This window comes from Mycetocola zhujimingii, assembly GCF_003065425.1.
GTDB lineage: Bacteria > Actinomycetota > Actinomycetes > Actinomycetales > Microbacteriaceae > Mycetocola_A > Mycetocola_A zhujimingii.
This window is the reverse complement of the sequence record NZ_CP026949.1, coordinates 1,687,895-1,713,470: the sequence shown is the minus strand read 5'-3', so window position 1 is coordinate 1,713,470 and position 25,576 is coordinate 1,687,895. Positions and strand designations below refer to the sequence as shown.

Sequence of the window (25,576 nt, the reverse complement as noted above, 5' to 3'; positions counted from 1 at the left end):
GGCTTCAACTGTCGCAAACGCACGTTATGGCTAACGGAAACGTGCTTTCGCGACGGTTGAGTGGCAGTGGTGCGGGACCCGCCGCTTCAACTGTCGCAAACGCACGTTATGAACCGCGGAGACGTGCATTTGCGACCGTTGAGTGGTGTCGTTACGGATGCCGGCGTGGGGGCGGCCGCGACGGCATCCGTTGGGCGTTCGCGTCTTCCGCAGCACGCCCCGCGGCTTCAACTGTCACAAATGCACCTAAATGCCACGGGTAACGTGCTTTCGCGACAGTTGAGTGGCAGAAGGGCGGGGGTCCGCCGCTTCAGTTGTCGCAAATGCACGTTATGGACAAGCGAAACGTGCTTTTGCGACAGTTGAGTGGCTGCGGAGGATGGGTAACGTGCATCCGTGACGGATGACCGTGACGGATGACCGTGACGGATGACCGTGACGGATGACCGTGACGGATGACCGTGACGGATGACCGCGACGGCATCCGCGAACGGAGTCATACGGCGGCGGGAATACAACCGCGAGAACCCCGGTTGCCGTGAGTGTGAGTGAATCAATCAAGATCGACATCTGGTCAGACATCGCGTGCCCCTGGTGCTACATCGGCAAGCGCAAGTTCGAGACGGGCGCCGCCGCTTTCGCCGAGCAGGCCGGCGCCAACGCCCCCGAAGTGACCATCGAGTACCACAGCTTCGAACTCGCGCCGGATACCCCCGTCGATTTCGACGGCGACGAGGTCGACTTCCTCTCGAGCCACAAGGGCATGCCAGCCGAGCAGGTTCGCGGCCTGCTCGACAACGTCAGTAGCATCGCCAAGGCGACGGGCCTCGACTACAACTACGACATCCTCAAGCACACCAACACGGTCAAGGCCCACCAGCTGTTGCACTACGCGAAGGCGCACGGCAAGCAACTCGAGACCAAGGAGCGCCTGCTCAAGGCGTACTTCACCGAGGGCAGGCACGTCGGCCGGATCGAAGACCTCGCGGACCTCGCCGCAGAGATCGGACTCGACCGCGACGATGTGGTTCGCTCGCTCACCGCCGACGAGTACCTCGGCGACGTGCGCGCCGACCAGGCTCAGGGCCACGAGTACGGCATCCAGGGCGTACCGTTCTTCGTCATCGACGGCAAGTACGGCGTCTCGGGAGCCCAAGAGGCTGCGGCCTTCGCCCAGATCCTCGACCAGGTCTGGATGGAACGACAGATGGAAGATGAAGGAGCGACAGCATGAGCGAGAACAGCATACGTCCACGACTGACTCTGCTTGGTGACACGGATGCCATCAGCTGCGAGGGCGACGCCTGCGTGATTCCGTCACTCGCCGAGGTCACCTCGGCTGTGGAGAAGGCGTTTCGCTCGGGTCTCTAACCACCGCGAGCGGTTGCGCCCCTCGGCTTATTCCGGATCGGTGATGTCTGCCACAACGGCGTCGAACGCCCGAGCGAGCGCGTCCGCGTCCACGAACGCACTCAGCCCGGGCGCTCCGGCGCCGAGTGCGACGCGGGTGCCCATGACGGACTCGTCCAGAAACACCGGCCAGGCGGTCGTGCTGCCGAGCGGCGTGATGGTGCCGCGGGCGTATCCCGTCGCGTCGAATGCCGTGTCAGCCGACGGCAGCGACAGCTTGTTCACGCCAACGAGCGCCCGCAGCTTGGGCCACGAGATCTTCCGCCCGCCCGGGACCAGCGCAAACAGGAAATCCCCGTCGTGGCGCTTCACGACGAGCGTCTTCACGATGCCGCGAGGTTCGATGCCGAGGAGCGCCGCAGCCTCCTCGAGGCTCGATGCGTCAGGGCGGGGGACGATCTCGACCTCGAGGTCGCGACCGGCGGCATCCGCCCTCACCCGATCCGATCCTGACGGCAACTGCTCGACGGTCATGTATTCGCCAGCTTTCTGGGAGAATTGAAGAAGATGTCTGTTTCCCCAACGATAAGCCACGCCCCGGCACTGTCGATCGGCTCCCTCGAGCTCGACGTGCCGGTCGTTCTCGCGCCCATGGCCGGGATCACCAACACCGCGTTCCGCCGGCTGTGCCGCGAGTTCGGTGCTGGCCTGTACGTCAGTGAGATGATCACCTCCCGCGCGCTCGTCGAGCGCAACAAGGAGACCATGCGGCTGATCAACCACCACGAGTCGGAGACGACCCGCAGCATCCAGCTCTACGGCGTAGACCCCAAGACAGTGTCCGAGGCCGTCACGATCCTCGTCGCTGAAGACCGCGCCGACCACATCGACCTCAACTTCGGCTGCCCGGTGCCCAAGGTCACCCGCAAGGGCGGCGGAAGCGCGCTGCCGTGGAAGCAGGACCTGTTCCGCGACATCGTCGAGGGCGCTGTGAAGGCGGCCGGCGACATCCCGCTTACGGTAAAGATGCGCAAGGGCATCGACGCCGATCACCTCACCTACCTCGAGGCGGGCAAAGCCGCCGAGGGCGCCGGTGTTGCGAGTATCGCTCTTCACGCCCGCACGGCGAGCGAGTTCTACTCCGGCCACGCCGACTGGTCGGCGATCACCAAGCTCAAGGAGACGGTGACGAGCGTCCCCGTCCTCGGCAACGGCGACATCTGGTCGGGCGAAGACGCCCTGCGGATGATGTCAGAGACCGGCTGCGACGGCGTCGTCGTCGGTCGCGGCTGCCTCGGCAGGCCCTGGCTCTTCGGCGACCTCGCCGCAGCGTTCACCGGCAGCGACCAGCGGTTCACCCCGAGCCTCGGTCAGGTGGCCTCCACCTTCCGTCGTCACGCCGAGTTGCTCGCCGAGTTCTTCGAGAGCGAAGAACGCGGATGCCGTGACATCCGTAAGCACGTTGCCTGGTACTTCAAGGGGTACCCGGTTGGCGGCGACCTCCGTGCACGCCTCGCCACCGTCGAGTCGCTCGAGCAGCTCGACGAATTGCTCGCGACCCTCGACTGGACACTGCCATACCCGGGCGCGGATGCCGAGGGCCAGCGCGGTCGCGCCGGTTCCCCGAAGCGCACGGTGCTGCCAGACGGCTGGCTCAACTCCAGGACGCTCGACAGTGTCGGACGCGGCACCCTGACCGAGACCGAGAGTGACACCAGTGGGGGATAGCGCGCCGACGCCGGGTCAGTACTCGGAACACGACACCGAACGGGCACTGCCCGAAGAGCACTCCTCACGGCGCAGCGACTTCGCGCGCGACCGCGCACGGCTGCTGCACTCGAGCGGACTCCGGCGCCTCGCCGCGAAGACCCAGGTGCTCAGCCCGGCTGCCGGCCTTGATTTCGCCCGCAACCGGCTCACCCACTCGCTCGAGGTCGCCCAGGTCGGCCGCGAGCTCGCGACGAGCCTCGGCCTCGAACCCGACGTCGTCGACACGGCGTGCCTCGCCCACGACCTCGGCCACCCGCCGTTCGGTCACAACGGTGAACGTGCGCTCAACATCTGGGCCGAAGACATCGGTGGGTTCGAGGGCAACGCGCAGACCCTCCGGATCCTCACGAAGCTCGAGCCGAAGGTGTTCGGCGCCGACGGGCACTCCTACGGACTCAACCTCACCCGGGCGAGCCTCGACGCGAGCTGCAAGTACCCGTGGCCTGCGGCCCAGGCGGTCACCGACCCGGGCGGGCGTGCGAAGTACGGCTTCTTCGACGACGACAGCGAAGCCTTCGTCTGGTTGCGCCAGGGTGCGCCGCCGCGCCAGCGCTGCATCGAGAGCGAAGTGATGGACCTCTCCGATGACATCGCCTACTCGGTGCACGATTTCGAAGACGCGATCGTCAACGAGTACATCGACCCGGCATTCCTCAGCGCGAGGGCGGGTCACGATTCACTCATCGCCGCGGTGCAGGAGTGGGCGGGCGCTGACTTCACCCTCGATGACATGGCCGAGGCCTTTGACCGTCTCGCCGCGCACCCGCTGTGGGTGTCGAGCTGGGACGGGTCGCGGCGCGACCTCGGCAAGCTCAAGAACTTCACGAGCCAGATGATCGGCCACTTCGCGCAGTCGGCAACAAAGGCCACCCGCGAGGCCTACCCGCAGGAGAGCCTCATCCGGTTCAGCGCGTCCGTCGTCGTTCCCCACGACGTGCAGGCCGAGATCGCCGTGCTCAAGGGTGTCGTTGCGGCGTTCGTGATGTCGAGCGACTCGCGCCAGCCGATCTACCGCAAGCAGCGCAGCCTGCTCACCGACCTCGCCGACCAGCTCTATGCAACTGGCCCCGAATCGCTCGACCGTGGCTTCGCCGATGACTGGGCTGCGGCATCCGACGATGCCGCCCGCAAACGGGTCATCGTCGACCAGGTGGCGAGCCTCACCGACCAGTCCGCCCTCGCGTGGCACGAACGACTCACCGTTGGCAGGCACTGACCCGTGCCTGTTGAGGAGCGTTCCGGTCATACCCGATCGGTAGGATAGACGGATGGCCGGCCGTATTCGTTCAAGCGACATCGAAGAGGTCAAGTCGCGCACGAACATCGCCGATATCGTCGGCGATCACGTCAGCCTCAAGTCAGCCGGAGTCGGCTCGCTCAAAGGCCTCTGCCCGTTCCACGACGAACGCAGCCCCAGCTTCCACGTGCGCCCACAGCTCGGTTTCTACCACTGCTTCGGCTGCGGTGAATCCGGCGACGCCATCTCGTTCCTGCAGAAGATGGACCACGTCAGCTTCGCGGATGCCGTCGAGCGGCTGGCCCAGCGGGTCGGCTTCACGCTCACCTACGAAGACGGCGACGGCGCACCGAGCGACTCAACGAACCGCGCCAGGCTGCTGGCCGCAAACGCGGCGGCTGAGGCGTTCTTTCAGGACCAGCTGACGACACCGGGAGCAGACCCCGGACGCAAGTTCCTCGGCGAGCGTGGCTTCGACCACATCGCGGCCGCACGGTTCGGTGTCGGGTTCGCGCCCAAGAGCTGGGACGCGCTGACGAAACACCTTCGCTCCAAGGGCTTCAGCGTCGAGGAGATTACGACGGCCGGGCTCGTCTCGCAGGGCGACCGCGGCGTGTACGACAGGTTCCGCGGTCGGCTGATCTGGCCCATTCGCGATGTCACCGGCCAGACCGTCGGCTTTGGAGCGCGCAAGCTGCTCGACGACGATAAGGGTCCCAAGTACCTCAACACCCCCGAGACGCCCGTCTACCACAAGGCCCAGGTGCTCTACGGGCTCGACCTCGCCAAACGCGACGTGTCCCGCAGCCACCGCGTCGTGGTTGTCGAGGGCTACACCGACGTCATGGCGTGCCACCTCGCCGGCATCACTACCGCCGTCGCGACCTGCGGCACCTCGTTCGGCGTCGACCACATCAAGACGCTCCGGCGCGTGATGGGCGACGACACAGCGAACGGTGAAGTGATCTTCACCTTCGACCCGGATGCCGCCGGCCAGAAGGCCGCCATGCGCGCGTTTGCCGAGGAACGCCGGTTCTCCGCCCAGACCTATGTCGCCGTCGCCCCCGACGGGCTCGACCCCTGCGACCTGCGGCTCAACCGCGGCGACGACGCTGTACGCCGGCTCGTCGACAACAAAGAGCCCATGTTCGAGTTCGTGATTCGGCAGACGCTTGCGAGCTTCGACCTCGAAACCGTCGAGGGCAGGGTCGGCGCGCTGCGGGCATCCGCTCCTGTCATCGCCGACATCCGTGACCCCTCGCTTCGCCCCGGCTACACCAGGGTGCTCGCCCGGCACCTCGGCGTCGACCTGCCCGAGGTGCAGGCTGCGGTGTCCCGCGCGTCGCGTGGCGCCCTCGGCACGTCGCAGGACAACGGATCGCGCCAGGCCGGTGCCGACGGAGTCGTTGCCGAGCGCCCGGCCTCGATCCGCGATCTGCCCCGTGACCCGGCGACGCGACTGGAGCGGGATGCGCTGATGGCGATCCTGCAGCATCCGGCCCTCGCCGGGCGCGAACTCGTCCAGCGGGCAATGCTCACAACTTTCGTGAACCCGACGCTCGCGATCGTCCGGGATGCGATTGCGGCGAGTATGGATGCCTTCGGCACGGATGCCTGGTTCACGCGCGTCACCGAGATGGCGCCGACTCCGATGACGGGCATCGTGCAGCAGCTCGCCGTCGCTCCGATCCCGGAGCGATCGGAACGCGACCTGACCGCGTACGTTCGTGAAATCACGGTTGCCCTGATCGATCGGGAACTCCTCAGGCAATCGCACGAACTGCTCGGACGACTGCAGCGCGTCGACCCGAAGGAGCGCGAGAGCTATCGTGCCCTCCAGGCACAGCTGATGGCCATCGAGGGCGAACGCCGGAGCCTCCGCGAGGGCTAACGGGTACGCGATCCACACGCCGTAAGGCAGGATGTAACCATGAGCTCCCCGGCACACACAGGCGATGCGGCAGTCACCGTCGACGATCTGACCGTCGACTATCCGGCCCACCGGGCAAGCGTGGCGCACCGCGCGGTCGATGGGGTCAGCCTCGCGGTCGCGGCCGACGAGGTCATCGGGATCATCGGCGAGTCGGGCTCAGGCAAGTCGACACTCGCCCGGGTGCTCGCCGGCGACCTGACCAGTGCGCGCGGAACCGATCCAGCCCCGGTGATCTCCGGGGGAGAGGCACACGTCCTCGGTCACGCGCTTCGTGGCATCCGTCGCAGGGAGCTGACTCGGCTGACGTTCAACGTCGCCTACCTGCCCCAGGATGCCGCAGCGCGGCTTGCACCGGAGCTGACCGTCGCCGAGCTCGTCGGCGAGCCGATTCTGGCTCGCGACCGCCGGTACAACGCCAAGGCGGTTGGCCTCCGGGTCGCCACGATGCTCGACCAGGTGCAGTTGCCGCTCGCTGTGCTCGACAAGTACCCGTTCGAACTTTCCAGCGGCCAGCGGCAGCGGGTCGCGATCGCGAGGTCACTCGTACTCGCCCCACGCGTGTTGATTGCCGACGAGCCGACCGCGGGAATCGACGTGACTGTTCGCGGGTCGATCAGCGAACTCATCGAACGGCTTCGGGTCGAGGGGAGTTTCTCCGCGATCCTCGTCAGCCACGATCTGCCCCTGCTCAGGCACACCACACGGCGGGTAGTTGCGCTGCACTCGGGTCGAGTCGTCGGGTTCGCGCCCATCGATCAGCTGTTGGCCGATGGCGCGCACCCCTTCCTGGCGGGCTTCGCCGAGGCAACCGGGCAGCGCGAAGTCGACAAGACTCGCCCGAGGTGACCCTCTCGATTTTGTGTTTCGCAAAGCTTTGGTAAAGTAGCTACGCAACGCAATGATCCTCGATAGCTCAATTGGCAGAGCAATCGGCTGTTAACCGGTAGGTTCTTGGTTCGAGTCCAAGTCGAGGAGCGAAAAGGCCACAAGGGCTCCACCCCTGTGGCCTTTTTTCTTGCCCGGATGCCGGTCGACCGGTTGTCGTATCGGTCGCGATCCTCAGGGCACAAAAAAGGCGCCGTCCGCAGGAGTTCCTGCCGACGGCGCCTTTGTCGTGAGTGCGCAATTCAGGCGTCGAGGTCGTCCACGCCGGGCATCCAGCTCACGCCGGGTACGCCCCAGCCCATCTTCTTCGTGACCTTCGCGACGATTTTGCGATCGTGACGGCCGAGGCGGTCGACGTACAGGTATCCGTCGAGGTGGTCGTATTCGTGCTGCAGGATCCTCGCGTGCCAGCCGCTGACCCTGAGCTCAACCGGGTTCTGTTCGAGGTCGACTCCGGTGAGGATGGCTTCCTCGCCGCGCCTGAGCGGGAACCTCTCGCCGGGGAACGACAGGCATCCCTCTGACTCTTCCTCTTCGTCTGGCTCTCCCGCTGGAGGGGGAGTGATCCACAACTCGGGATTGATCACGACGCCGCGCCAGGGGCCCACCTCGTCGGTGTCGTAGCCGTACACGAAGAGCCGCAGGGGAACACCGACCTGCGGCGCCGCAAGTCCGACGCCCGGGGCGGCATCCATCGTGTCGAACATGTCGCTGACGAGCTGCCGCAGTGAGTCATCGAAAACGCTCACGGGTTCGGCGGGGGAGTGCAGGACGGGATCACCGGTGATACGGATGGGGAGAATGGCCATTCGTTGAGCCTAACCAAGAGCCGCCCGTTGTAGGCTCGCAACGTGATGTTTGCGAACAACGACTTCAGCGACCTGACGAGCGAGTTTGTTCGCAACCCGAGCCAGCTCATCGGCATCCCGCTCGCCATCGTGGGCGCGGTGTTCATGTCGCTCGGCGCGCAGTTCCAGCACCGCGGTGTGACCAAGGTTGAATCGTCGAGCGGTGTCGATGCAACCACCGGACTCAACTTCAGCCAGCTGAAGCTTCTGCTCACCCGGCCGTCATGGGTTCTCGGCACACTGATGCTGGGGTTCGCCATTGCGTTCCAGCTCAGCGCTCTGGCCTTTTCGCCGCTGATCCTCGTTCAGCCGCTCGGCGCCATCGCCCTCGTCATCACCGCGATTCTCAACGCGCGCATTTACAAGATGAGCCTCAACCGCCCGAGTGTGATTGCGATCTCCGCCTGTGTGGCTGGCGTCGCTCTGTTTGTGACGATCGCGGCGCTCGTCGGTGGTGAGAAGCCGGTGTCCAACGTCGACCTCATCACGATCCTGATCATGCTCGGCGTGGTGCTCATCCTCCTGACGCTCGGGTTCCTGTTCTTCCGCAAGCGGGCAAAGGCACTGTTCTACATTCTCGCCGCGGGAATCATCTACGGCTTCGTCGCGACGCTCGCGAAAGTGGTCATCAATCGCATCGTCAACGAGAACTTCGACTGGCTGACCGTTCTGTGTGTCGTCGGCTTGCTCGTTGCAGCGGGCCTCGGTGCGTACTTCGTGCAGACCGCATACTCCTCGGGGCCGCCGGACCTCGTCATCGCCGGGCTCACCGTCGTCGACCCGATGGTTGCCGTCGCGATTGGCATCGTCGTTCTCGACGAGGCAAGCGGCGCGCCGCTCTGGGCCGTTATCGGGTTTGCCGTTGCCGGTGCGATCGCCGTCTGGGGAGTCTTCCAGCTGGCCAGGCACCACCCGCAGGTGCAGGCGTAGCGCTTATTCAGCGGATGCCGTCATCGGCGCGGACCGCGTCAGCGCGGCGTCGAAGCCACGCACGGGTGGGCGCGTCGGTCGTGAGTGAAATCGCCCTCTCGTAGGCGTCAACCGCTTCCCGCCGTCGATCGGCCTGGCTGAGAAGGTGGGCCCGCACAGCCCACGCCGGCTGGAACCGTGGCGCGCCTGCATCGGTGATGGCGTTGAGGGCGTCCAGGCCCGCCGTCGGCCCGTCGGTCTGGCCGATGACAGCGGCGAGTGCGACCCGGGCTCCGAGCGTCGGGGCGACGGCCGCGAGGGCTTCGGAGAGGGTGCGAAGAGCGCGTAGGTCCGTCGTGCCGGTGCTGGCTCGTGCGCAGTGCACCGACTGGATCGCCGCTTCGATCTGGAAGCGCCCAATCGTGCCGAGACCATGCGCGCGGGCCAGGTATGCCTCCCCGCGGGCGATTGCGGTGGCATCCCACACCGAGGTGTCCTGTTCATCGAGCGGAACCAGGGTCCCGTCCGGGAGGGTCCTCGCACCGGTACGCGAGATGCTCAACCGGAGCAAGGCTGCGAGGCCGAGCACCTCCGGCTCGTCAGGAAGGAGCTCGGCGACGATCTCCGCGAGATTCAGCGCCTCGGTCGAGAGCGAACTCCTGATGGTGGTCCCCGAGACGACCTGCCAGTCGATGGCATAGGCGCCGTAGATGGCCTCGAGCACCGCGGGGAGCCGGCCTGGCATTCCCGAGCGGTCCGGCACCCGAAACGGGATTCCGGCATCCCGGATGCGACGTTTGGCGCGAACGAGGCGCTGAGCCATGGTCTGGCGCGGGGTCGCGTACGCGGCGGCGACGCGCTCTGCGTCGAGGCCGAGCACCGTCTGGAGCATGAGGGGCGTGCGGATGGCGGGGTCTATGGCTGGATGTGCGCAGGTGAAGAGGAGCGCCAGTCGTTTATCCGGGATCGCGTCGACATCTGCCTCGCCCGTCGCGTCTTCCTCGGCGTGCGCACGTTCGAGCGGGACAGACGTCCGCTGGGCGGCCGAGTGGAAGTGGTCGCGCAGCTTGTTGCGCGCCACCTGGAAGATCCAGCCCTCGGGATTCGTCGGCACCCCTGAACCCGGCCAGCTGAGCAGGGCCCGCTCGAGTGCGTCGGCGATGGCGTCTTCCGCGGCGAAGATGTCTCCGCTTCGTGACGCGAGGAGCGCGAGCAGTCGCCCGTGGGAGTCACGGGCGACCTGCTCGGCAACCTCAGCAGCGGTTAAGCCGCGTTCTGCCACTGCCCGTCCTCGAAGTACAGGGCGGTCGGTCGAACCTCGATCACGCCGTACTGGGCCGCCGGGCACTTTTCCGCCCAGGCGATGGCGGCATCCAGGTCGGCGACATCGATCACGAAGACGCCGTTGAGCTTTTCCCGGGTGTCCGCAAACGGCCCGTCCTGCACCTGCAGGGAGCCGTTGCGGAGGGTGACGGTCGTGGAGGCCGCCACCGGCTGGAGGATATCGACGCCAATGAGGACGCCGGCATCCGAGAGGGACTTTGCGTATGCGTCGAATGCGGCCATGGCCGGTTCCATGTCCGTCTCGGTGATGCCGACGTCGGCTGGCTCGGGGTTGTTGAGGAGAAGTGCGTATCGCATGGTGATTCCTTTCTGCAGGGTGGTCAGGCTAACGCCGTAGCTGGCGCGCCGCTATAGAGATGACGATCCAGCCGGTCGTCAATCGACAGGATCGCCATCCGCGCTTGTGCCCGCCCGGCGCCACGGCTCGCCAGCCACGTCCTGCAGCACGCAAGGGTGCCCGATAGTATGAAAGCGATTGATCTCAGGCGGCCCCCGCCAGAGGATATGGTCGGGGTCTTTTTCTCCGGCCGATGACGGAGGAATCCCCACAGTGCCAGAATCAGTTCACTCGACAAGCGCCGGGTCAACCGACCAGCCCCATGGCGATAGCCGTCCGCTCCGGATCATCATCGGCGCGGACACGTTTGCTCCTGACGTTAATGGCGCTGCCCGTTTCTCTGAGCGCCTCGCCGCTGGCATGGTTGCGCGCGGGCACGAGGTCCATGTCGTTGCTCCTGCCGCGTCCAGGAAGCACGGCACGTGGACCGAAACCCACGAGGGCCAGCAGATGGTCGTTCACCGGGTCAAGAGCTGGCGCTGGTATCCGCACGACTGGCTGCGGTTCGCCCTGCCGTGGCGCCTGAACAAAGACGCAGCCCGCATCATCGATGCTGTGAAGCCTGACGTCATTCACTCGCAGTCTTACGCTCTCGTCGGGCGCGGGTTGTCGAACCAGGGCACCAAACGTGGCATCCGGATCATCGCCACTAACCACTTGATGCCTGAGAACGCACTCGAGTTCACGCTGTTGCCTCACCGCTTTCGCGAGTCGCTCGTGCGCTGGGCCTGGAAGCTTGCCCGCGGGAACCTTCTCCTGGCTGAGGCCGTCACAACGCCCACGCGTCGTGCCGCTGACTTCCTGGAGAAGTACACCGGCCTCACTGGGGTGCACGCGATCTCCTGCGGGATCGACGCGCAGATGTACACGCCGAGCTTCGAACCGCGCACCGAGAACCGCATTGTGTTTGTCGGCCGGGTGACGGGCGAGAAGCAAATCGACGTGCTGATCAAGGCATTCGCGACGCTCGACCCTGCACTCGACGCGAAGCTCGAGATCGTTGGCGGGGGAGACCAGAAGCGCAACCTCGAAGCCCTCGCTGCCTCTCTTGAACTCGGCGGCCGGGTCATCTTCACCGGCTACGTGAGCGACGAGGAACTGCGCGAAACCTACACCCGCTCAACAGTGCTCGCGATGCCGTCGATCGCGGAACTCCAGAGCATCGTGACCATGGAAGCCATGGCATCCGCTCTTCCGGTCGTCGCGGCGAATGCGATGGCCCTGCCGCACCTCGTGCACAACGATGTCAACGGCTACCTGTTCGAACCGGGCAACGTTTCGGAGCTCGCTGAGCGGTTGACGGATGTCCTCACGGCGTCACCCGAGAAGATGATGTCGATGAAGCGCGAGTCGTTGCGCATGATCAAGGCGCACGACATCCAGCGCACGTTGTCGACGTTCGAGAGCATGTATCGTGGACAGTCGGTGACCGACCCGGTTACCGAGGCGATTCCCATCCAGGTGTCAGACGACTAGACACCATCAGGGGCGGTAGCTCAGCTGGTTAGAGCAGCGGACTCATAATCCGTCGGTCACGGGTTCAAGTCCCGTCCGCCCTACTGTTAAAGCCCTTGTGGTCAGGGATTCTTTTCGCGCCGAACCCTGACCGCGTCATCGAGCTTCGCTAGTGCCTCCGTTCTAAACTCCGGTCTGCTGTCGAGTTTGTCGCTTACTGCGGCGGGCCCGTATCGCGCGAGGACTTTCGCGTTCGTTGTATTCGTACAGCTACCCGCCCGCGTGCGAGCGCCATGCCCGAGCCCGTCGCGAGCGGCTCTGGTACGCAGTCAGATCCGCACGCTGGACAAGTGCGGTATAGCTCGTCAGGCTGGGACACTGTGCCTCCTACCGCTCGGACTTACGTCTCGTGCTGGTGAACTCGAGTCGCGCGACTTGTCTGACATCAGGCGAGCGACTGCCATGCACTTCTAGGTTCCGCATCTCGCTACACTTACGGCGCTGGTGGTGTGCTCCGTGGTGCCCATCAATTGCCTAGTTTGTTACGTTGTCACGAAAGTATTGGAATTAGCGACCCCACACGCCCTCATGTGCAGCCGATACCGCGTCGTCGATTTCGCGGGCTGTCCAGGCCGCACAAACGAGAGCTGCGCGCGTTTGTATTTCTATGCGATCGACCGCGGTGAATTACCGACGGGGCAGATGTCAGAGGACGGCCAGCTGTTTGTCTAAGGGCTTCACGTGGCTAGCTATCCGCTGGCTTCCCGTTTCCCGCTGAAGCAGATGGGAACCGCGTCGAAGGCGGCAGTCCAAGAATCGAGCGTGCACCGTGCAGCGAGCCGATCGCGCATCCAATCACGAGCGGCTCAAGCGGCAGCTCGTTGATGTGAATAGTGCTGTCGCTGGTCTTCCCTAGGGACCAGGCAACTGGAAAGCCGCGTGTATTTTCGACTCCATCAGCCATCGCCTGGGTGACCCGGTCTACGACCGCAGCGATCTCCATTTCGTTTTCCACGAGCATTATTGCCAGCACCTTGGATGACGAGCTGTATGCCCCATGGAAGACTCCAATCACACGGGCATCCTCCGCGGTGCCGAACAGAGCGCCAGCTCCTTCCCACCTCTTTTCGCCGACATGGTCGCCGAAAAGAGCCGGCAGGTCGATGGCCCAAAGTTTCCCCGTGTCCGTGTCGGTGAGATGGAAATAATGTGATGCCCCGACACCATGCTGTGAAAGGTTTCGCAGTTCCCAGGCGAGCCTGTAATTGGCGTTCTCGTCATGGATCTGTTTGAAGAGCCTCGTAATTCTGACCTCATAGGAGGGCAGATACTGTCTGGTCAGAGTTTCGATACGATTTCGGAAAGCAGTCACTTCGGCAAGAAACGCATCGACCGCAGAGGTGAGCCGATACCCGAACCGCGCGTCTCGATATATGTGTGGGCGGTCGAGAAGCTCGCCCTCAATCTGAGCGACAGTATTCAGCTTGTCTACGAGCGCCGCAATCAGGTTATGGCCGCCAAGATCTCTCAAGAAGCTCATGTCGCTGGTGAGGCGTTCGAATTCCATCTCTGTGAGTTCTCTTGCTTCAACCAGCCGAGAATCACGACGCTCCGGATCATCCCGCCGAACGGCACCGAGTGACCAGGTTGTCTCGTCCATGTCCCGAGCCTAGACGCGGCGCGGCCGTTTCGCAGTGCGCACCGTGCCATCAGAGATCCGAAGACGTGACCTCTAATTGACAGCGGACCTCTGGTGGCCAGCCTGCCCAGTTGGTAGCCATGGCTCCGATCGCACTCTGTACGGCTTTCGCAGGCGTAAACCGCCACCTAAGCACCACGACACGACCACCACCCCAGAGCTGGGGAACCACTCGAGATGCGCCTGCCATCCCCGTTAGATTCAACGAAGACCAACCGATCGGACCTACCCCATGATGAAACGAACCCCCGGCGTGCTCGCTACGCTAGTTGCCTCTGCTCTGTTCCTGAGTGGCTGCGCCGGCACTGGCACCGGATCCGGCACCGATGTCTTCTCGGGCCAGCCAAAAGCTGAGCCAGCTGCCACTACTGCAGCGACCCCGGAACCGATCGACGGCGACCTGGATGGTGACGGGAAGCTCTCCGAACGGGAGAAGGAACTCATCGCCAAGCGGAGCTACACGCTCCTCGACGGCACTGTCGTGCCTACTCCGAAGCAGGGTGAAGCGATCCCCGCAGAAATCGCCGCAGACATCAATACCCGCGCTGACGGAATGGTCGAGGGAATGGCAGCTGGCTCGAACGACGACGAGCTGGCGTTCATGAAGTTCGTTGACGACGAGAGCAAGCGACTGAGTCGCAAGATCGTTATCGTTGCACCTGTCTTCGATGGAATCTGCGGCTGCACCGTCTGGACTAGCTGGCTGACCACAGGCCCCGTTGCTGAGCCCACCTCGTCCAAGGAAGCGTCCACAGCTGCGGCCGAAGCCTTCGCAGCTAAGACGCCGTCTCGCTACGCGGTCGTAGTCTTCGACTAGATGATCCCCGTCTGACACCCCTCGCGACTCGCGGGAGCGAATGAAGACCACAGCAGTCACCCTCCTCGTACTCGGAGTAGCTCTCCTCGCCCGCAGCGCCACCTGGTTGAGCGTTTACGGCGGCATGCTCGACTTCGAGGGAGTGTCGCGCGAGCTCGACGTGCAGATCGCCGGGTACTCGAAGCTCGCCCTGTCGGCGTTCGGTTTCGGTATGGCTGTGCTTGCCGCCTCCGGCATGGTCGTCATCGCGTATCGCGAGAAGCTGCGCCAGGCGCGCAAAGCAACCGCCGCTGCTGCAGTGGCTGCTGTGTCGCCTCAACCGGTCTGAGCCACTTATATGCCAGCGAGTCCTCTCGATCTGACTCGACCGGGCGACGCGCGCCGCGGCGATCCACTGTAGGCGCAGCACAAGGACCTCAGTAGAGTGACGCCATGGCCGAGCCGCCGAGCAAGCGCCCGCATCCCCGGGAACGCTCTGAAGCGCGCGAGGAGCGCATCCTTGGTCAGTCAGCGTTCGTCGAAGTGGAGACTGAGCCGACCTGGCGTCCGCTGCTGCAGTTCACTGTCGTGACAGCGATGTGCATGACACTCTTCCTCGTGGTTCTGTTTCTCGTGGCTCAGTTTCTGGGGTCATTGGACTTCGGCTGCGGGCTCGTCCACGGCACCGATCGAGACCGTGTTTGTGGCTACGAAGAGCCCGGATACGGCGACCTCGGCTGAGAGCTGCTGCCATACGATGACCAAGACGCCAGCGCGAAGCTAAGCGTCCTCGCCAAACTGCTGTTTCATTTTCTCGGCCAGCAACGCTGCCGCCTCGGCGGGTGCGAGGGCGAGTACGTCGTTCTCGTCAACGCCCATCTCTGTCAGAGCGTGAACCAGGAAATACGGCACTGCGTCCTTGTGGACCTTCGTCACCGGTGCACCGCGGTCAGGGAGCGTGCCGTTCTGCACGCAGTCCCAGAAGGTTCCCGCGTCGACCTCGAGTTGTTCACGCAGGATGTGCGACCACATGCTCGCCCCGTATGTGGACGTGTCCACGGGCTTCGAGATCCGGGTGCGCAGAATGCGCCCGTCCCAGAGTGTCAGCTCGTACGTGCGATGGTGGGCGACCGGCTTCCCGGCAGCCCCTCGAACGAGCTGCCAGCGTTCGGTCGTGCAGAAGTCGTCGTGATGTTCTCTTGTCGGCGCCGGGTGCTTACTCACGCGCTTAGTTACTGCCGCGTTCGAACCACTCAAGGAGCTGCTCGTCGGTGGAGAGCTTGACGAGCTGGACCAAGTCCCAGTTGTCTGCGTGATTTGGTGCGTGACGAAGGCGAGCTTCCCAGTCCTCGCTGTACTCGCGGAGTGACAGGATCAGGTCCTCGAGCGCCTCGGCGACGTTCATGCCCTCAGAGACGAACGGCCGGGCCTCCATCAGGGCGATCGTGCGGCCGTCTTCGCGGTCGACTCGAACACTTGGCGACACAGTTCGGGCGAGGAGCGCCTGAAGTTTGTCAGCAGGAACCACGGCCGAGACCTGTCCGTCTCTGCGTACGGTGACTGTCCGCCCCTCGGCGTTAGCGTCGAAGACTTCTTTGAGGTGAGTACGGGCAGCAGTAAATGTGCCGTAGTCCGCGACCAGCGACATGGTGACTTCCTTCAGGGGTGTGCACGACGTACGCGATGTACGTCGTGTACATGGTACCTCGGATTCGGTGTACCAGGCTGGACGATTCTCAGCACCAGGCATTGCCTCTGGCGTTCAACGTTCGCCTTTGCCGTATCGGTTGCGTCCGTCGCCTGTGACTCGCTCACCCTTGATGCCCAGCACGGTGCCCAGGATCACAAGGACGATGCCGAGCGTCACCGAGACGAAGACGAACTTCGGGCGTGAGTGTGCGTCGATGACTCCCGCGGAATCCAGCAGGACGAGAACCACCCCGACAATCAGGAAAACCGCACCAACGACAGCGAGCCACCAGCCCGACATTCCCTTGGGTTTACCGTTCACCAGCCGCCCCCTCTCGGCGACCGCCGACAAAGAACCCCCCGACAACGGCCATAGCCGCGCAAATCAGAAAACCAACCGTGGCGCCCCAGTCAGAAAACGCGGTGACTACACCTTGTCCGTCTGCGCGTTCCCAGTCGCAGGCGCGCCCGAACGGCCACAAAGACAGGTAGGCCCGTTCCGGTGCGACCTCCGTGACCAGGGCCAACGGTGGCGAGGACGGGAAGGGTCCCTCGATCATGCACCGGTACTCGAGGCCTCCGTATTGAGCAGCGGAACCTCCGACCGCGAGGATCCCGATCATCCCAGCGACTCCCACGACGATCAGGAGCATGCAGAGATGCCGCACGTCCAGCGACTGTTCGGCATTCATGCTCTGACCATATCCAGTGGCGCAAATAAAGTGTCGCTTCGCGCACTTTTTATACGACGCCTGTTCTCACTTCAAGGGTATGGTTTTCTACACCCGATAATCTCACTTATCCCGACTATCGGCGCGACCGGACGATGGTGCAAAGGATCGGACGAGACCGCCCGGCACCGCACGTATGGTGGCGGTTGTTCTTCACGCGGTGCGCATTCCGGTGGAACGGCGCGCTTGTCCACGGTGGAGACGGCGGCTGTCGCATCGATCGGCAGCTTCTGAGGTGTCGGCATGAATGCCGTCCACCAAAGAACGGTGCCCTGACCATGCCGGGCAGTTGATTATGGAACCAGGGTGATTCCCGAACTGGGGGAGGTCCGCGTTGACGCTGCCCAATAACTTGTAACCGCGCTCGACGACGAGCGTACGAATGTCCGGTCTCGTCCGCGAGCTCGGCCGTGTAGCGCTAAGACTTCGATGGGGGAACCCGATGATCCGCTCTGCAATAGTGATAGTAGTCACGCTGGCCACGCTCGGATTCGGCCTCGCGCCGCCTGCACAGGCAGCTGCCCCAGGCGCGATAGTCGACGCGGCCGCGTGCTCGCAGAACAGTCTGCCTGAGAATGACGACGACTCGGCCGCGGAAGCGGCACTCCCGTTCGAAATCAACTTTTACGGGAAGACCTACCAGACCGCCTGGGTAAACAACAACGGAAACATCACGTTCGACGGCCCGTTAAGCACGTTCACGCCATTTGGGCTGGTCGGCACAGAAGCGGCGATCATCGCACCCTTCTTCGCCGACGTCGACACTCGAGGAGGCGGCGGTGCGGTTACGTATGGCTGGGGCGAGACGGTGTTTCAAGGCCATCGCGCGTTCTGTGCAAGCTGGCTGGAAGTCGGCTATTTCGATGGTCACTCCGACAAGCGCAATTCGTTCCAACTCCTCATTGTCGAACGTGAAGACTCGAACGCGGGTGCCTTCGATATTGTTTTCAATTACAACAGCATCCAGTGGGAAGCCGGAGATGCGAGCGGCGGATTTGGCGGCCTAGGTGGATCACCAGCGCGGGCGGGATTTTCTAATGGATCTGGAAATGAGAACGCTTCCTTCGAAGTGCCTGGGTCGGGTGAAACGGGCGCTTTCTTGGACGGCAGTCCGACCGCCCTCAACACGCGAACTGCCGATGGCTCGGTAGCTGGTCGCTTGACGTGGAAGGTGCGCGGTGGGAATGCACCGGTCGCTGAGTACGTAGCTCTTGGTGATTCTTACCAGTCCGGCGAAGGCCTGCACGATTATTGGGCCGGAACTGACACAGATGGGGTCAATATGTGTCACCGGTCAGACTCCGCGTATCCCGAACTCCTTGTCAGCGATGGAACAGTATCGGACCGCCTGTCATTCTGGGCGTGCAGCGGAGCCGTAATCTCTCATCTGTCGGAAACGGACGTTTCCACGAGCGGTCCGGTGTGGGACGACCCGTTTCGCGTCAACTACGACGATACGGCTCCTCTTTCCGAAGGCCCGGGGCTAAGCCAATTGGACCGCATCAGCGCACAAACCCGGCTGGTTACGGTCGGAATTGGGGGCAACGACATGGGCTTCGGTCCGATCCTCACTAAATGCGTGGAAGCCAAGATTAGGAACGACGTATTAATTGGTGATGACCGTAGTTGCGCCAAAGACAATAAGAAGCTCGTCGAAGACCGACTCGAGGCGCTCGTTGACGACGGAAAATGGACGAACCTATTTGATGACATCAAAGAGCGGGCGCCGTTCGCCCGGGTTCTTGCGCTTGGGTATCCGCGCTTCTACGACCCAGATCTTCCGGAGTCCACGAGAGAATGCGCCGACGTTCGCTACTCAGACACGCTGTGGATCAACGAGGTGATTCGCTTAGTCAACAAAGAGATTCGCAACGCAGCGGCGCGTAGGGGCGTCGAGTACGTCAACGTGTATGACGCTTCTAAGGATCATGAGCTTTGCTCGGGCTCTGACAGTCAATTCCTTAACGCAATCCAGTGGCGGGCCGGCGAGTTTTTCCAAGCCCTACCAGAGTCGTATCACCCGACAGCGTATGGGCATCGGGCCATCGCCGATGCAGTAAGCGAGACACTTGGGTCAACCGCGCCGAGCACGCGCGTTTATCCCGGTCAGACATACTCCTTCACGACGGAGGTTACAAATGACGGCGGCCGGGCAGCTTTCTCAACGAGCTGGCCCGGAAGCGATGTGATCATGACATTGGTCTCCCCATCTGGCCGAACCCTGGACCGTGCAACTACAGCAAGCGACGTTTTCCACACGGTTGGTCCAACATCGGAGTTGTATGAGGTCACGGACCCGGAACCGGGTACATGGACGGTGCACCTCTTCGGGTCGCAGGTCGCGGCAGAGGGCGAAGAGACGATTCTAAATATGTACCAAGAGCCAGCCGTCAATCTGGCCCCGACGGCGCAGGTCACTACTACACAGTCAGGTTCCTCCGTCGAAGTCAGCGCGGCTTCGAGTCTGGATTCGGACGGCGTTATCTCCGAGTATCTCTGGGACTTTGGCGACGGAACCTTCGCGTCAGGAGTTGATGCGCAGCACACTTACGAGACTCCTGGGGAGTATCTCATCACTTTGGTCGTCACTGATGATTCCGGCAATAAGAGCTTCGCAAGCGCCGACCGTGCAATTCGCTCGGAGGAGCAAATCGCGTACTCGGCCAGAAGCAAAGGGAACACCGACATATTCTCGACTGGCTCGGACGGCACAGCTGTTACCCGGCTGACAACAGACGCAGCGATCGACACCGCGCCCTCGTGGTCTCCGGATCGTTCGAAACTTGCGTTTGTTTCGACTCGCACCGGCGCCGCCGACATTTACACGATGAACGCAGATGGGACCGGCGTCACTCGTATCACGAAGGGTTCTGCGCTCGAAGGAACCCCCGCTTGGTCGCCCGACGGCACTCAAATCGCCTTTAGCTCTACACGCAGCGGTACCTCCGACATTTACTTAGTGAACGCAGATGGAACCGGGCTTTTCCGGCTCACCACTGGTTCAGCGATCGATGCATCACCCACGTGGTCGCCACTCGAAGACAAAATCGCGTTTAGCTCCACCCGCTCGGGGAATTCAGATATCTACTCAATAAACCGGGACGGGACAGGACTGCTGCGCTTGACTTCAAGTCCGTCAGCAGACGCAACGCCGTCCTGGTCTCCCGACGGCCAATCCATTGCCTTCACATCGATAGGACCTCTCAATACGGATATCTACATTCTGAAGTTGGTGGACGGCGGACTGAGGCGAGTCACGACCAACATCGGCGTGGACACCATGCCGGTCTGGTCCGGCGATGGTTCGCGCATTGCATATATATCGAGCCGCAACGCCAAGAGCGACGTCTACGTAATCGACGCCGGGGGCGGGAACGAAGTGCGGCTTACGGATGGCACCAAACTGTTCGGGTCGCCATCGTGGAGATGACACCGACGGCCCCCTGGCGAATACGGCAACACGTTGCAATTCAGGGCACGTTCGTCCTTTTCTTGATTGGCGAGGTTTTCGCCTTAGACGCGCAACTAAAGCAGCTCAATTTGGGAGGTCCACTTACGCCCCGGAATATCGAGGGAAGAGTCCAAATGATGTGGGTTGCGATCGCCTTTATCGCGCTTGCAGCCATCGTCGCGCTCGTTGGGCGAAACCTGTGGATTGCAGGTGCGCTTCTCATTCACTCGATAGCGATGTTGCTATGGTTCAATTCAGGGTGGAGCGCGACAGTCGTGCCAACGGTTCTCATTTGCGTTATATCGTGGGGCGTTTGGACCGCGAGATGGGCCATTTGGGTCGTCAGATCGAGACAGGGCCGACATCCGTCACAGGGGCGGTAGGGCACCTGAGCGCCTGCGACCGATTCATCTGGCGTGGACGGCCGTGACTTGACGGGTGCACGCGTTGGATCGGTAGTCGCTTACATGCTCTTCCGTCCAGATGCCTGATTCTCGGTGGGTGTACCACAGCGGTGAGAGCGGTTTATCGGAGCTCATGGAACCCGATGACGACGACTACAACTACGCCAGGACACCAAACTGCCCGAAATGCCTCACCCCGCAGCGCGACCGCGGCCGGGGCGAATTATCTATGGCGACATCTCCGTACTAGGTATGCAATGACGGTGGTTTCGTCCGTCTGATCTAGCCGGAGTTCACGTCGTCGGCGAGGTTTGAGGGAGTTGTCTATAGTCCCTATAGTTCCGGAATCTCTATAGTTTCTATACATCTGGCGCGCTGAGCTTGCAAGACGTCAATCGGTTTCGCATCCCGGCTGCATCGCTAACCTATCCCGATGCGTTCACTTCCGGACGCCCCGTGCGCCAGAGATTGACGGAGGTATGCTGACCAACGGTTGTTCCCTTTGCTAACACCGTGCTAGACAAGTCCCATTTTATCGAGATTGCGTGCGGCTTCCTGTCGTCGGCTGTTCGGCCTCTCGCGGGCCCAATAACCCTTGACTGATCCCGAACGCCAACAGGAATCAGATAGACCTTCGCCAGCGCGATGTCCGCCGGCGCCGTGTCGTCCAATGCCATCGCGATGTCGGTGGCACCTTCTAACGTCGCTCTAATCGGTTGGTCGTGGGAAAGGGAAGGCAACATGGCGGTCTCGAAGCAGGCACGAGGGGGTCGGCATGGATCCTGAGTTCCAAAACGGGCAGGCCGCTGGCTCACCGGTTCGCGCACGGATCATGCAACAAGTTGACGCGGCGAGACATGGTGGAATCGAGGAACACCGAATGCTAGCCACCGACGCGCGTTGGGAAGTTCGGATGCACACCGCTCATCACACCGTGAATCCACGTGTGCTCCGCATCCTCGCAACGGATGAGGTGTCGATGGTGCGCGGCAGCGTCGCGAGCAATCAGCGGACCGATGGCGATGTGCTTCTTTTGCTCGGTTCGGATGAAGATATTCACGTGCGCTACGCGCTCACCCGAAACCCAAGTTCGTACCAAATCCAGAGCTCCTGAGAATCCTGATGGGAGACCTGCCGGGCGTCGTATCTGAGTTGGCGAAGGGCACAGATTCGTCGGACCTACTAGCGGAACTGGCGATTAGCCCGACATGCGTACCAAGTCTCGAGATCGCGCGCAATGAGGCCACCAGATCCGAAACCTTGCTTCAGATCGCGCAACGGCAGCACCCTCCGCACAGCTTCGACACGGTTATGGAGGTGTTAGCTCAAAGGGACGCGGGACCCGAACTTCTCGATGCGATCGGGCGTCGGCCCATCAGCCGCCGCGCGGCCCTGTCGCTGCTGCAGAATCTCATGATCTCCAACGAGACCATCCTATTTATCGCGAACAGCCCATTTTGGTATGAGGGAACCGCAGATATTGGATTACTCGCACAGTCAAAAGTCATGACGAGAACGCCCCTAGAACAGCTAGTGGAGCGAAGGTTCACGGTCGGAGGTGAGGGGGCTGTTACGTACGACGGGCCCGGTAGGTATAAAGTCCGCACTCAGTTCAAGATTGGCAACCTTTCAGGCCCGGAAAGGCCTGTCAGCATGGACGACTCAGGAGTCCTTACGAGCGCGCGCACCGACGAGTTGGTTGAGCGAGAGTCGGACAAGGATCGTGTCGTGTTCCGGATCGAGGATCGCCTCGAAGAATTCCTGGTTTTCAACTGGTCTCGTATCGGGTTCTTCGCAGATTATGACTTAGTTGGTCAGCAATATCGCACAGATAGCGGCCCAATCGACATCTTGGCTCGAAGCAAGGACAAGAAACGTTGGCTTGTAATCGAGTTGAAGAGGGGGAAACCCAGAGATCAGGCTGTCGGCCAGGTCCTGAGATACATGGGTTGGGCGGAGCGCGCATTGATGGAGCCGGGGCATCTCGTAGAGGGTTTGATTGTGGGCACGGCGGACGATCAGCGGCTTCGAGACACGCTTAAGTTCACCAGGGAGGGCGCGATCAGGTACGTCTCATACCACCTGACCATCGAGTTGAGCTGAGCGCTGCCAGTGGTGCCCGTGCGGGCTTGCCACAGGACGGCAAGTTGGTGAGCCATATGCGAGTCGGTGTTCTGGTCATGCAGGAGCGCTTGGAGCTATCGGGCACTTTCGTCTGAACCTTTGTCATTTAGGCACCTCTGAACCTAGTAACGGAGCGCGAAGCACGGGACGCGGCTCTTGGGAGAGAAGAAAAACAGCTGACCCGTTGTAGCAATCGACAAATATCAGATTCAGCACTTTGCCAGCCACGGTTCTCGAGATCACTGCTAGCTTTCTCGTGAGGCACGGTCGATCCTGAACTTTCAGGACGACCCGCCTCGCCAAACACCGGTGGACCGGCTACGCATCAGGCGAGTACGGACACCCGAAAGTTAGGACGCATCATGAACAAATTCACGACCTCGGTTGCGGTCAAGGTCCCGGCCTTCGCAGCGTTTCGCCCGCTGGTCCCGGAGCTCGAGTTCAAGAACCTCGGCGACCTCGCCGACGGTTCGATGACGGGCCCCTTCGTCTACGTGCTCGTTGAGTCTGGCGGCGGAATCATCTACATCGGCAAGAGTGACGCCGAGACAGGCACCGCGGGCAAGCGGGCGCTCTCCTACCCAAAGTGGTCGTCGGAGTACCTGGCCAAGGTCGCTGAAGGCGGCTGGCCGGATCCGATCCACGACCCGGAGAGCGCTGACTTCACACTGGCCGGCTGGGCGCCGATCATCCGGTTCCAGACTCTTCACCAGGCGATGGTCAAGGTCGCGAGCGTCGGTCACACCGACGCCAACGGCCGGGTCTGGGAAGCTCGCCTCCAAGCGCTTTCCGGAACCCTGACCGGACTCGAGTCGCTCGTCGGCGGCTCGGGCTGGGAGTTCAAGCCGGGAACTCTCCGCGACGCCGGCTACGAGTGGGCGTGGGAGCGCCTCGAAGAGATGCAGGAAGCGGGCAAGCTCAGCGCGTAGACGGCTCGCTGGCCTAGACCAGCATCACCTGACAGTGAGCACAGTTCTGCCCCGGTGGGTTCCGATCCATCGGGGCAGAACTGTGTGCGGACTCTTCGGTATTCTCGCCTGATGGCGCATAGCAGGGCCGAATTGGCCGAATTTCAGAGCGGCGAGACACGGATGGTCTTCGCCATGGTTCGGGCAACGAGTGAGCTATTGAAAATGCCGGACAACGAAGCTGACGCCTGGCGGCAGCGAACGCGCGACGATCTCATGTGTCCGGTGCCGCGGTGCTCGACCCCTGACCTCTTGGCGGTGCATCGTGAGACGAGGCGAGACGGATTTCGCCACAAATCCTCTGGAGGAGGAGACCACAAGCCGGAGAGCGTCTTTCACGTGCAGGCCAAGGGTCAGATCGCAAACTGGCTACGGAGTGAATATCCGCGGTCTACGACGACAATCGAAAAGCCCTCGACGCCAGCAAGGGAGCGGGTTGCAGACCTGATGATCGAGAGCCGCGCTGGCCACAGGGTGGCATTTGAGGTGCAGTACGCGTCGTTGACGATCAAACACTGGAAAGAGCGACACCGCTCGTACTCGCTCGATCACAAGATCGCCGACGTGTGGGTGTTCGGTCATACCGGGAGACAATTCAAAGCCACAGCCGATGGCATATTGAAGCTGAACGAACTACAGCAGCACATTGCTGCGTCGGGCGCGATGGTTTTCTGGCTGAATCCGATAACCGGGCAGGTTGCCACGGCCGAAGAGGTCGTCTATGCCGGCGGACAGAAGTACAGGATCCCCGCATGCAAGGAGGGCGCTCACAAGACCTCAGCATGAATCTGTGTTGCGCTATCTCCTTAGTCTCGACCCCGCTGATGGGCAGGTCGAGCCTCGTCGCGGGCGGTGGTCGCTCGCCACCAGAATCAGCAAGCGGCGCAATGCTATCGACCTCACTCTTCTGCAAATGACCACCGGACTCCGCGTATCGGAGGCCAATGCAATCATTTGGAGCCGACATGTCGAGACCAGCGACGATGGCGCGATTCACGTGACTGTGACCAAAGACATTTCTAAAACCAAACGTGAGCGTCGTGTTCCTGTCCTGGATGATCGTGTGGCCGAGCGCGTTTTTACTCGAATGAACGGCGCCCCGAGTCAAGCCGCACACGTGATCGGCTCACCGGCAGATCCAATGGTCGAGTGGGATCGCCGTAACTGCGGGGGAGAGGTGGCGAAGCTTTACGCTGAACTGGCGGAGGCGTTAGATATTGATTTGTTGCGCACTGCCCGGACGCATGTGTGGAGGACCACGCTGAACTCAATGCTGCTCAACGACGTTCCCGAGGTGGTCCGCGCCGCTTTCTTTGGCCACGACGGGTCCGTCAATCGAGGCTCGTACACCGACCTCACGGATACGTCCAGCATGGTTGCGGCAGCCCGCCGGCTTCGAGCCATCTAGTGTGCAGCGACTCTGTTCAAACCTCCGCTCTAGCTCCGGGCTAGATTCAGATCGCTCCGGGCCACTAGGGACCGCACCAGTGCACGGGAATGCTTGTTTAACAGCAAGAAATGCGGGTATGACGTGGAAATTAGGATCTTTCGCCCGATAATCCGTCGGTCACGGGTTCAAGTCCCGTCCGCCCTACACTCATCGTCAGCCGATCCTGGCCACGGGGCTGATTCGGGCGACGGCTATG

At 62.5% G+C, this 25,576-nt stretch carries 26 protein-coding genes and 2 tRNA genes; 19 read left to right on the top strand and 9 right to left on the bottom strand.

Annotated features, from left to right (window positions below; genetic code table 11):
- Positions 1-544 precede the first annotated feature (544 nt).
- Entirely contained in the window at positions 545-1,234 is a 690-nt protein-coding gene (locus tag C3E77_RS08160; RefSeq protein WP_108391179.1) for a DsbA family oxidoreductase, read from the top strand.
- On the top strand, positions 1,231-1,371 hold the full coding sequence (locus C3E77_RS15410; RefSeq protein WP_162924955.1) for a hypothetical protein: 141 nt from the start codon (positions 1,231-1,233) through the stop codon (positions 1,369-1,371). Before C3E77_RS08160 ends, C3E77_RS15410 begins: the two co-directional genes overlap by 4 nt.
- A gap of 27 nt (positions 1,372-1,398) precedes the next feature.
- Here the strand turns inward: C3E77_RS15410 and C3E77_RS08155 are convergent, their stop codons facing one another.
- Complete coding sequence (locus tag C3E77_RS08155) at positions 1,399-1,884, bottom strand: aminoacyl-tRNA deacylase (RefSeq protein WP_108391178.1); 486 nt, start codon at positions 1,882-1,884, stop codon at positions 1,399-1,401.
- A 33-nt stretch (positions 1,885-1,917) separates the two neighbouring features.
- On the opposite strand from C3E77_RS08155, the gene dusB reads away from it, so the two are divergent.
- From dusB to C3E77_RS08130, 5 genes are all read left to right on the top strand, one after another.
- On the top strand, positions 1,918-3,078 hold the full coding sequence (gene dusB / locus C3E77_RS08150; protein ID WP_108391177.1) for a tRNA dihydrouridine synthase DusB: 1,161 nt from the start codon (positions 1,918-1,920) through the stop codon (positions 3,076-3,078).
- The gene (locus C3E77_RS08145) at positions 3,068-4,336 is read left to right on the top strand and encodes a deoxyguanosinetriphosphate triphosphohydrolase (RefSeq protein WP_198412131.1); all 1,269 of its coding nucleotides are present in this window, start codon (positions 3,068-3,070) and stop codon (positions 4,334-4,336) included. The genes dusB and C3E77_RS08145 overlap by 11 nt, the downstream gene beginning before the upstream one ends.
- Before the next feature lie 52 nt (positions 4,337-4,388).
- Entirely contained in the window at positions 4,389-6,248 is a 1,860-nt protein-coding gene (gene dnaG, locus C3E77_RS08140) for a DNA primase (protein ID WP_108391175.1), read from the top strand.
- Between the two features lie 39 nt (positions 6,249-6,287).
- On the top strand, positions 6,288-7,136 hold the full coding sequence (locus C3E77_RS08135; RefSeq protein ID WP_108391174.1) for an ATP-binding cassette domain-containing protein: 849 nt from the start codon (positions 6,288-6,290) through the stop codon (positions 7,134-7,136).
- 56 nt (positions 7,137-7,192) lie between these two features.
- Positions 7,193-7,265 (top strand) — tRNA-Asn (locus tag C3E77_RS08130).
- Between the two features lie 152 nt (positions 7,266-7,417).
- Here the strand turns inward: C3E77_RS08130 and def are convergent.
- Positions 7,418-7,984, bottom strand: a complete 567-nt coding sequence (gene def, locus C3E77_RS08125) for a peptide deformylase (protein WP_108391173.1) — start codon at positions 7,982-7,984, stop codon at positions 7,418-7,420.
- A gap of 45 nt (positions 7,985-8,029) precedes the next feature.
- On the opposite strand from def, the gene C3E77_RS08120 reads away from it, so the two are divergent.
- Positions 8,030-8,953, top strand: a complete 924-nt coding sequence (locus tag C3E77_RS08120) for a DMT family transporter (RefSeq protein WP_108391172.1) — start codon at positions 8,030-8,032, stop codon at positions 8,951-8,953.
- A 7-nt stretch (positions 8,954-8,960) separates the two neighbouring features.
- Here the strand turns inward: C3E77_RS08120 and C3E77_RS08115 are convergent, their stop codons facing one another.
- Positions 8,961-10,214: an RNA polymerase sigma factor gene (locus tag C3E77_RS08115; RefSeq protein ID WP_108391171.1), complete on the bottom strand. Its 1,254-nt coding sequence runs from the start codon at positions 10,212-10,214 to the stop codon at positions 8,961-8,963.
- Positions 10,196-10,573 carry a YciI family protein gene (locus C3E77_RS08110; protein WP_108391170.1) on the bottom strand — a complete coding sequence of 126 codons (378 nt, stop codon included), beginning with the start codon at positions 10,571-10,573 and terminating at the stop codon, positions 10,196-10,198. Before C3E77_RS08110 ends, C3E77_RS08115 begins: the two co-directional genes overlap by 19 nt.
- A gap of 253 nt (positions 10,574-10,826) precedes the next feature.
- On the opposite strand from C3E77_RS08110, the gene C3E77_RS08105 reads away from it, so the two are divergent.
- Entirely contained in the window at positions 10,827-12,089 is a 1,263-nt protein-coding gene (locus C3E77_RS08105) for a glycosyltransferase (protein WP_234031164.1), read from the top strand.
- A 9-nt stretch (positions 12,090-12,098) separates the two neighbouring features.
- Positions 12,099-12,172, top strand: a tRNA-Ile gene (locus C3E77_RS08100).
- 641 nt (positions 12,173-12,813) lie between these two features.
- Here C3E77_RS08100 and C3E77_RS08095 read toward each other — a convergent pair.
- A complete protein-coding gene (locus C3E77_RS08095; protein ID WP_162924954.1) occupies positions 12,814-13,728 on the bottom strand; it encodes a hypothetical protein in 915 nt (304 codons plus the stop codon).
- A gap of 271 nt (positions 13,729-13,999) precedes the next feature.
- On the opposite strand from C3E77_RS08095, the gene C3E77_RS08090 reads away from it, so the two are divergent.
- The 3 genes from C3E77_RS08090 (at position 14,000) to C3E77_RS08080 (ending at position 15,304) form a co-directional block, all read left to right on the top strand.
- Positions 14,000-14,584 (top strand): hypothetical protein, encoded by a 585-nt coding sequence (locus C3E77_RS08090; RefSeq protein WP_108391168.1) that lies wholly within the window; start codon positions 14,000-14,002, stop codon positions 14,582-14,584.
- 40 nt (positions 14,585-14,624) lie between these two features.
- Complete coding sequence (locus C3E77_RS08085) at positions 14,625-14,912, top strand: hypothetical protein (RefSeq protein ID WP_108391167.1); 288 nt, start codon at positions 14,625-14,627, stop codon at positions 14,910-14,912.
- Positions 14,913-15,016: 104 nt separating this feature from the next.
- Positions 15,017-15,304 (top strand): hypothetical protein, encoded by a 288-nt coding sequence (locus C3E77_RS08080; protein ID WP_108391166.1) that lies wholly within the window; start codon positions 15,017-15,019, stop codon positions 15,302-15,304.
- A 39-nt stretch (positions 15,305-15,343) separates the two neighbouring features.
- On the opposite strand, the gene C3E77_RS08075 is transcribed toward C3E77_RS08080, so the two are convergent.
- The 4 genes from C3E77_RS08075 to C3E77_RS08060 all read right to left on the bottom strand — a co-directional run bounded on the left by C3E77_RS08075 (position 15,344) and on the right by C3E77_RS08060 (position 16,944).
- Entirely contained in the window at positions 15,344-15,787 is a 444-nt protein-coding gene (locus C3E77_RS08075; protein WP_108391165.1) for a cytotoxic translational repressor of toxin-antitoxin stability system, read from the bottom strand.
- 4 nt (positions 15,788-15,791) lie between these two features.
- Positions 15,792-16,211 (bottom strand): prevent-host-death protein, encoded by a 420-nt coding sequence (locus tag C3E77_RS08070; protein ID WP_108391164.1) that lies wholly within the window; start codon positions 16,209-16,211, stop codon positions 15,792-15,794.
- A 114-nt stretch (positions 16,212-16,325) separates the two neighbouring features.
- Positions 16,326-16,574, bottom strand: a complete 249-nt coding sequence (locus C3E77_RS08065) for a hypothetical protein (RefSeq protein ID WP_162924953.1) — start codon at positions 16,572-16,574, stop codon at positions 16,326-16,328.
- Positions 16,564-16,944 carry a hypothetical protein gene (locus C3E77_RS08060; protein WP_108391162.1) on the bottom strand — a complete coding sequence of 127 codons (381 nt, stop codon included), beginning with the start codon at positions 16,942-16,944 and terminating at the stop codon, positions 16,564-16,566. The genes C3E77_RS08065 and C3E77_RS08060 overlap by 11 nt, the downstream gene beginning before the upstream one ends.
- A gap of 481 nt (positions 16,945-17,425) precedes the next feature.
- Here C3E77_RS08060 and C3E77_RS08055 point away from each other — a divergent pair, with 481 nt between their 5' ends.
- From C3E77_RS08055 to C3E77_RS08025, 6 genes are all read left to right on the top strand, one after another.
- A complete protein-coding gene (locus C3E77_RS08055) occupies positions 17,426-20,413 on the top strand; it encodes a nidogen-like domain-containing protein (RefSeq protein ID WP_162924952.1) in 2,988 nt (995 codons plus the stop codon).
- A gap of 1,338 nt (positions 20,414-21,751) precedes the next feature.
- Positions 21,752-21,952: a hypothetical protein gene (locus C3E77_RS08045; RefSeq protein ID WP_108391159.1), complete on the top strand. Its 201-nt coding sequence runs from the start codon at positions 21,752-21,754 to the stop codon at positions 21,950-21,952.
- Positions 21,953-22,251: 299 nt separating this feature from the next.
- The gene (locus C3E77_RS08040; RefSeq protein WP_234031163.1) at positions 22,252-22,941 is read left to right on the top strand and encodes an endonuclease NucS domain-containing protein; all 690 of its coding nucleotides are present in this window, start codon (positions 22,252-22,254) and stop codon (positions 22,939-22,941) included.
- A 383-nt stretch (positions 22,942-23,324) separates the two neighbouring features.
- Positions 23,325-23,891, top strand: coding sequence for a hypothetical protein (locus C3E77_RS08035; protein WP_108391157.1), 567 nt, complete (start codon positions 23,325-23,327; stop codon positions 23,889-23,891).
- 132 nt (positions 23,892-24,023) lie between these two features.
- A complete protein-coding gene (locus C3E77_RS08030; RefSeq protein ID WP_162924951.1) occupies positions 24,024-24,716 on the top strand; it encodes a competence protein CoiA in 693 nt (230 codons plus the stop codon).
- Positions 24,717-24,720: 4 nt separating this feature from the next.
- Positions 24,721-25,338, top strand: coding sequence for a tyrosine-type recombinase/integrase (locus tag C3E77_RS08025; protein WP_162924950.1), 618 nt, complete (start codon positions 24,721-24,723; stop codon positions 25,336-25,338).
- Positions 25,339-25,576 lie beyond the last annotated feature (238 nt).